The following is a 7,699-nucleotide window of genomic DNA, read 5'->3' as shown; positions in this document are numbered from 1 at the left end:
CGACCTTGTCGTATCATACCAAGGCGGTGCCTTTCATCCTGTAGAAATTACCAGTATTTTTTGTCCTGTACTGAGGCCGATAAGATCAAACAGACCTGGCTGACACCAGAGTCACAGCCAGGGGATCGCCTGCCGACCGAGCGTGCTCTGGAGGTGCATTTCCAGGTGAGCCGTACGACGATCTCCCGGGCACTTGCGGCACTTGAAGCAGAGGGGCTGATTGAGATGCGGCGTGGCAGCGGTGCCTATGTTCGAGAGAAAACCCTGGCTCCCCCATCAGAGTTTCAGATGATCGGCTTTATTGCGCCCCATCTGCCTCCCAAAGAGGAGCTACAGAACCCGGTTCTTCAGCGCATTGGATTTGGGGTGGAGCGACGGGCAAGTGAACTGGGCTACCAGGCCCTCATGGCCAGCTCACAGTTCTCCCTGACGCATGAAATCCAGCTCATTGAGCAGTTTATCCAGATGGGAGTCGCCGGGATTGTGCTCTATCCGACCCGTCATCTGAGTGATAGCACAGACCCGCTGGAAACGCGCTGGAGAGAGTTTCCCCTTGTGCTCGCCGATATTGGCTCAGCCACTTGGGGGCGCTCCATGGTGCAGATCGATAACTTCCGCCTCGGCCACGATCTGACCAATGTGCTCTTACGGCATGGACACCGCAACATCGCCTTTCTCCGCAGCCATTCCGCACATCTCCATAACTCCGTCACAGATCGCCAGCGGGGCTGGGAGGTCGCCCACACCCGAGCCGGTCTCACGATCCCTGAGAGCTACCATGGCTGGCCCGCTTCACTAGCTCTTGCCCAAGGAAGCTCGCAAGAGGACTGCGCCGAGGCTATCGTTGAGGAGCTGCTCAAACTCTCGCCTCGTCCTGATGCAATCATCGCTTGGGACGATCCCATGGCCATCGCTCTGATTGGTGCTCTACAGCGCAATGGTATCGCGGTGCCCGAGGAGGTTCGTGTGGCGGGCTTTGATAACTACGAAGCAGGCCGCTTCTTCCAGCCGCCGTTTCCAACCACCGCGCCAGAGTTCATCCGCCTGGGTGAGACGGCGGTGGAGCTCCTCGACGAGCAAATCCGGGGCCTCACCACGCCCCCACGAACGATACTGCTATCCGCAACCATTCATCCCCGAGGAATACTATGATAACACTTCGACTTAGCTTTACTCTTATGAGTATTGTCTCTTTTCTGGCCCTCACCGGCTGTCCATCCCCGTCTACGAAACCGGAAGACACCAAAGTAGACGGCGTCTCTGCCAATGAAAAGCTGTCTAACCTTAACTCCGGTGCCACAGCTCCGAAATAACATCCCCGAAAGGATAGAAACTATGAAACCACGTGCGTTTACCTTAATCGAGCTTCTTGTCGTCATCGCCATTATCGCGATTCTTGCTGCCATTCTCTTCCCCGTCTTTGCCCAGGCGCGTGAGCAAGCACGCACCATCGCCTGCTTATCGAACATGAAACAAATCGGGACTTGTGTCCATATGTATGCACAAGACTATGACGAGCTATTCCCCATGGGAACCTATGGAGGCAATGTTCAGGGAAGAAACTGGGAAGTGAATCCCTACCAGCCCGCTCCGGGTGCCGACTGCGCCGTTGGTGTCACAACGGGAGCAGGCTGGGTCGGTTTCAACCCCGGCGACGGTGGCGCTGCCTTGGGCGCTTGCTCCTACGGCCCACAGTTCTACCGCGCCCTGATGTCCGTGCAGCTCTTCCCCTATCTGAAGAACAAACAGGTCTGGTACTGCCCCTCCGATAAAACCCGCAGGTTCTCGGATGCCAATGTCGCCGCAGGCAGAGAGTCCTACTTCTGGTTCCCGAACTGGGTCTACAACGTAGACAATACCGCAACTCCTGGCCGGTACTCGGATGGTCAGTTTCGCTATTTGGGAGCAGGAGGAGCCGCAATTGGAGAGAACACAGAGTGGGTCTCGGAGCGCACCCTCTTTGCAGAGTACGGCATGCTCGGCTGGGACGGTCAGGACGCCTTCAACAATACCCAGAAAAATGGAAACTCCAACCACAGCCGGGGCTATAATATTATCTACTTTGACGGTCATGCGAAGCTCGTTCCTTGGGGCAATAAGTGGAAGAGCACTCCCATGACGGGCTGGCCACAAGCGAGTCGCCCACTCTAATTTAGAGACAAGCTCCCCGCACGATGTGATCGTGTGGGGAGTTCTATTTTCGCCAGTGGCTCGGTGGCACGCCCATCACGCGCTTGAAGGCGGTGGAAAACGCGAAGGGGTTGGCGTAGCCAATGGCACCGGCGACTTGCTCGATATTGGCCTCGGTGGAGAGTAGGAGCGCTCCCGCATGGCGCATTCGCAACAGAGTCACTTGCTCCAGCGGGCTGTTTCCCGTCTCCTGCTGACAGACCACGCGGAGCTGCCCTTCGGAGAGGCAGGCCAGTGCCGATAGCTCAGGGGCTGTCCACGGATGGGCAAGGTTGCTCTCCACCGCATCCCAGACAGAGCGCAGGCGCTCGGGGCGCGCACCGCCACGCAGCAAGCGCCGTGCTTGTAGCAGCGTGAGCTCCGACCAGACCGCCAGATGCGCCGCCTCTGCCGCCGCCCGCGACTCGCGCCAGAGCCCTAGAATTGCATCGTGCAGGGGCTCCGGGTCGGCACGGATGAGGCTTGCGCACTCCGGCCAGGGAAGCTCGGTGTCCGGGGTGAAGATCACCCAAGCAAACTCCCAGAGCACATCAGGGTAGCGCGGGCGGAAGGCATGCGGAACGCTCGGCGGGGAGAGATAGGCCATTCCGGGTGGTACCGGAAGCCACTCGCCACTCACCCAGGCAAGTCCCTCACCGCCGTAGCTTACTAGAACTTGCCCTTGTTGCCAGCGCGTGCGTACCATCTCGTAGGGCGAAAAGGCTTCCGAGAGCCCGGCTACCCGCAGGCCCCGTGAGACCATCGCCGGGCCGGCAGGGCGATGGGTAATGCGCTCTCGTGTTCGCTCCCCGATAATTCCGGTATCGGTCAGCTCGGCAGCGGTTTGGCGAAGGTCTTCCTGCGTTTCACTCATGGCAATAGGGTACACTTCCGTTGTACCATACGCTGATTCACAAAGGCTAAGGAACCCATGCGGAAAGAACTATTGGGAGTGATTGGTGTGCTCGGACTGGCGGCAATGGCGATGGGCCAGCAGCAGCAGGCACCAGAAAAACTGACGGCGGAGCAGACGGCATTTTTTGAGAGCAAAGTCCGTCCTATGATCCTCGCGAAGTGCGAGGGTTGCCACGGAGAAGCCGGCGCGTCTGCGGGGCTACGGCTCGACAAGACAGTTCCGGCGGATAAGCTTGCTCTGATAATGCAGCGTGTCAATGGACTGGGCGGCAAGCCGCGAATGCCGCTGAACAATGCCCCACTCTCCCCCGGCGAAGTCGCCACGATGGCGGAGTGGACCAAGCAAGGCGGGTTCTGGCCCGCGGGTACGGTAGCTCCCAATGGGGTTGGGAGTGCACTCTTTGAGATGGGCAAGACCCACTGGGCCTTTCAACCGGTGAAAAACGCCGCGCCTCCCAAAGTAACGAGTGCGGCCTGGGTGCGCAATCCGATTGATGCGTTTGTGCTAGCGCGGCTGGAGAAGAAAAACCTCAAGCCCAACCCCACGGCAACCCGTCGCGAGCTGATCCGTCGCGTGAGCTATGACCTGACGGGCCTACCGCCCACACCCGAGGAAGTGGCCGCGTTTGAGGCCGATAAAGCGCCCGATGCCTACGAAAAGCTTGTGGATCGGCTCTTAGCCTCGCCGCACTACGGCGAAAAAGCAGGGCGGCAGTGGCTCGATCTGATGCGCTACGCCGAGACCAATAGCTATGAGCGCGATAATCCCAAGCCCAATGTCTGGCGCTACCGCGACTACGTGATCCGCAGCTTCAACTCGGACAAGCCCTACGATCGGTTCGTCAAAGAGCAGCTCGCAGGCGATGAGCTGCCCGATGGGGGCAACGACGGTCTGCTCGCCACGGGCTTCTACCGCCTCGGGATCTGGGACGATGAGCCAACGGATCGCGAGCAAGCCCGCTACGACGGCCTAGACGACATTGTCACCACGGTCGGCCAGACCTTTATGGGCCTGACCTTTGACTGTGCTCGCTGCCACAACCATAAAATAGATCCGATTCTCCAAAAAGACTACTACAAGCTCGTCAGTTTCTTCAATGGCGTCAATCACTTCCGCAACGGTGGCCCCACCGATGAGAAGCCCCTCTTTGAGAACGAGGCGCAGCGTGCGGACTATCTGAAGCGCCTTGAGGAGAAAAAGCAAAAGCTTGATGCCCTTCAGCTGAGGCTCAAGGAGCTCGAAAACGCCGCGCCGAGCACAGCCCCTAGCGCCGCAAGCGATCTTGATGACCTCACCTACAAGTACTACCGCGACACGTTCGAGAAGCTCCCGAACTTTGACACGCTGAAGGCAGAGCGCAGCGGCCCGGTGCCCAGCAAGCGCTTTGACATCACGCTCCGCGACCGCGATAGCGCCATTGGGTTTGTCTTTGAAGGCACACTGATCGTCCCCAAGTCCGGGCGCTACACGTTCTTCCTAGACTCCGATGACGGCTCACGCTTAGTGGTCAATGGCACCGAGCTGATCAAGCACGATGGCATCCATGGTCAGGGGCAGGAGCAGAGCAAGACCGTTCCACTAGAGGCAGGCCGCGTCCCGATCCGGCTGGAGTACTTCCAAAATACCTTTGGAATCGGGCTGGCGGTCTCTTGGGCTGGGCCCGGACAGGGCCCGAGAGCGCCCCGTCGCCTGCTCTCCACCAGTGCCAGCAATGGCCCGGAGGGGCAAGCGAGTGTGGCTGTTTCTAACCCGGAGTACGCCCGTACTAAGAAAGAGCTGGAAGACCTCAAGAACCGCCCCGTGGAAGTAGATCGTGCGCTTTGTGTGACAGAGCTAAACCAGCCAATTGAGACCTTTGTCCTGCTCCGTGGCTCCGCCGCCGCTCCTGCGGATAAAGTCGTGCCGGGCTGGCCAGAGATTCTCGGCGGCGGTGATGCCAAGCTCCCCACCGAGCGCTTTGCCGTCACGCCGTCGTCGGGTGAGCCCATTAAAGCCGGACGGCCCAGCTTCCCTCCCGCAGAGCTGAGCGAGAGTAGTTCAGGCCGACGCTTAACTCTAGCCAACTGGATCGCAAGCCCCAGCAACAAGCTCACCGGTCGCGTAATGGCCAACCGCGTCTGGCAGGGGCACTTCGGGCGCGGGATCGTCCGCTCCTCCAGCAACTTTGGCCTCGGCGGCGATGAGCCGACGCACCCCGAACTTTTAGATTTTCTCGCCTCCAAGTTCACGCACGAGCTGGGCTGGTCGGTCAAGAAGCTCCACAAGCTGATTCTGCTGAGCAACACCTACAAGCAGAGCTCACGAAGCAGTGCCGTTGCACTCAAGGCTGACCCACAGAACAACCTCTTCTGGCGGATGGACATGCGGCGCTTGACGGCAGAAGAGCTACGCGACTCGGTACTGGCGGTCAGTGGTAATCTAAATCCCAAGCTCTACGGGCCGTCGGTCTACCCCGATATTCCCAAAGAGGTGCTCCAGGGCCAGTCCGTGCCGGGTAAAGACTGGTACCCGGATCGTATGACGCCTGAGGACAAGGCGCGCCGCAGTGTCTATATCTTTGTGAAGCGCTCGCTGATCTTCCCTCTCATGGATGGCTTCGATGCCGCCGAGACGGACCGAACCACCCCGACGCGCTTCGCCAGCACGCAGCCAACCCAGGCGCTCACCACGCTCAACGGTAAGTTCTTCCACGACCAGGCTAAGGTGCTGACAACACGCCTAGAGAAAGAAAGCGGCGGCTTAACCGAAAAATTTGTTGCCCGTGGCCTGACTCTCGCCACACAGCGCACGCCAATTCCTGCCGAGGTGCAGCGCGGTATCAAGCTTATCAAGACGCTGGAGAGCCAGAAAATGTCAACCGAGCAAGCAAAGGCGACCTTCTGCCTGCTCACGCTCAATCTCAACGAGTTTATGTACTTAGACTAACCCATCCCCCCGGCCCCCTTCCCTCTAAGAAGGAAGGGGGAGGCAAAAGGGAGAGTCAGGAGAGGGTTTTCTACCCTCCTTGCCCTGAGGGAGGGTGTCAAGGGACGAGGCGGGTGGGTCTGACAGGTAGGTTCGAAAGAATAACACTATGAATAATTTCTGCAAGCGAACACGACGTGAGTTTCTTTGGGAGGCCGGAGCCAAGTTCACCGGCCTGGCCATGACGGGCCTGCTCGCCAAAGACGGTTTTGCCTTCGATTCCCCCGCTGGCGAGGGGCAGGGGGCCAAACTCGGCAATCCTCTTGCGCCAAAGCCACCAATGTTCCCCACTAAGGCCAAGTCCGTGATCTTTCTGTTCATGTACGGCGGCCCCAGCCACATAGACACGTTTGATTATAAACCCACGATGTACGGACGAGACAATCAGACCATCGAGGTCAAGACCTTTGGACGAGGCGGCAAGCGCAATCAGGGCCGCCTGATCGAGCCCAAGTGGAAGTTCAAGCAATACGGCAAGAGCGGCAAGTGGATCTCCGATCTCTTCCCCAATGTCGGTAACTGCGTGGACGACATGGCGTTTATCCACTCCATGACGGCAGACTCGCCGATTCATGGCTCCGCGATGCTCCAGATGAACTCTGGTAAGATCCTCTCGGGTGCGCCGTGTCTGGGCTCGTGGGTGAACTACGGCCTGGGCTCTGTCAATGAGAACCTGCCTGGCTTTGTGGTGATGCTGGATCAGTCTGGCGGCCCGATCTCCGGCGCGAAGAACTGGAGCAGCGGCTACATGCCCGCCACCTACCAGGGAACCGTGCTGCGCCCCGCAGGCACGCCCATTCTCGATCTGGCACGCCCCGCCGAGCTCTCCAAAGACGCCCAGCGCCAGCTTTTGGACTCGCTCCAGGAGTACAACCACGAGCACCTGACGCCCCGCGCGGACAACTCGAATCTCGCTGCCCGGATCGCCAGCTACGAGCTTGCCTACAAGATGCAGGCCAATGCCCCCCAGGCCGTGGACGTGGACAGCGAGCCGGAGCATATCAAGAAGCTCTACGGCCTTGACGATCCCAAGACGGCGGACTTTGCGCGCAAGATGATCCTCACCCGGCGCTTAGTGGAAAAAGGCGTGCGCTTTATTCAGGTCTACTCCGGCGGCAGCCACAACGATGCCAACTGGGATGCCCACGGCGACCTGATGTTCAACCACACGCTCCACGCGGGCCGCACGGATAAGCCTATCGCGGCGCTGATGCAAGATCTTAAGCAGCGTGGGCTCTTGGACTCGACCCTGATTATCTGGGGCGGCGAGTTTGGCCGTCAGCCGGTCGCGGAGTACGCCGCAGGCACAGGCCGCGACCACAATGCCTACGGTTTCACAATGTGGATGGCGGGCGGCGGCATCAAAGGCGGTGTGAGTGTAGGAAGCACCGATGAGCTGGGAAGCCGCGCCGTGGACAGCCCGTTTCATGTCAAGAGCCTCCACGCCACCGCGCTCCAGCTCATGGGCCTCGACCCCAACAAGCTCAGCTACTTCTACGGCGGCTTGGATCAAAAACTCGTGGGCGTGGAGCACACCGACCCAATCAAAGAGATTATTGCGTAGGCGAAGTGTCTCATGAAACACTTCACCCTACTTGATCCCGATGCCACGGAAGCCCCAGATTGGGAGGTTCTTCTTCAGGCGGCGGA

5 protein-coding genes are annotated in these 7,699 nt (G+C 59.4%); 4 read left to right on the top strand and 1 reads right to left on the bottom strand.

Annotation, left to right across the window (positions count from 1 at the left end; all coding sequences use genetic code 11):
- Positions 1-60: 60 nt before the first annotated feature.
- Both RMO15_RS22380 and RMO15_RS22375 read left to right on the top strand, forming a co-directional pair.
- Positions 61-1,152, top strand: a complete 1,092-nt coding sequence (locus tag RMO15_RS22380; RefSeq protein ID WP_309717471.1) for a GntR family transcriptional regulator — start codon at positions 61-63, stop codon at positions 1,150-1,152.
- Positions 1,153-1,335: 183 nt separating this feature from the next.
- On the top strand, positions 1,336-2,151 hold the full coding sequence (locus RMO15_RS22375; RefSeq protein ID WP_309717468.1) for a DUF1559 domain-containing protein: 816 nt from the start codon (positions 1,336-1,338) through the stop codon (positions 2,149-2,151).
- A 43-nt stretch (positions 2,152-2,194) separates the two neighbouring features.
- Here the strand turns inward: RMO15_RS22375 and RMO15_RS22370 are convergent, their stop codons facing one another.
- Complete coding sequence (locus RMO15_RS22370) at positions 2,195-3,043, bottom strand: AraC family transcriptional regulator (RefSeq protein WP_309717465.1); 849 nt, start codon at positions 3,041-3,043, stop codon at positions 2,195-2,197.
- 57 nt (positions 3,044-3,100) lie between these two features.
- Between RMO15_RS22370 and RMO15_RS22365 the strand changes: the two genes are divergently transcribed.
- Positions 3,101-6,010, top strand: coding sequence for a DUF1549 domain-containing protein (locus tag RMO15_RS22365; RefSeq protein ID WP_309717462.1), 2,910 nt, complete (start codon positions 3,101-3,103; stop codon positions 6,008-6,010).
- Positions 6,011-6,158: 148 nt separating this feature from the next.
- Complete coding sequence (locus RMO15_RS22360) at positions 6,159-7,613, top strand: DUF1501 domain-containing protein (protein ID WP_309717459.1); 1,455 nt, start codon at positions 6,159-6,161, stop codon at positions 7,611-7,613.
- Positions 7,614-7,699: the final 86 nt, after the last annotated feature.

This window comes from Armatimonas sp. (assembly GCF_031410135.1).
Classification (GTDB): Bacteria; Armatimonadota; Armatimonadia; order Armatimonadales; family Armatimonadaceae; genus Armatimonas.
This window is presented reverse-complemented; position numbering and strand designations above follow the sequence as displayed.

Coding starts and splice junctions, on each gene's coding strand:
- RMO15_RS22365 (WP_309717462.1), top strand. CDS start 3,101: ATGCGGAAAGAACTATTGGGAGTGATTGGTGTGCTCGGACTGGCGGCA.
- RMO15_RS22370 (WP_309717465.1), bottom strand. CDS start 3,043: ATGAGTGAAACGCAGGAAGACCTTCGCCAAACCGCTGCCGAGCTGACC.
- RMO15_RS22375 (WP_309717468.1), top strand. CDS start 1,336: ATGAAACCACGTGCGTTTACCTTAATCGAGCTTCTTGTCGTCATCGCC.
- RMO15_RS22360 (WP_309717459.1), top strand. CDS start 6,159: ATGAATAATTTCTGCAAGCGAACACGACGTGAGTTTCTTTGGGAGGCC.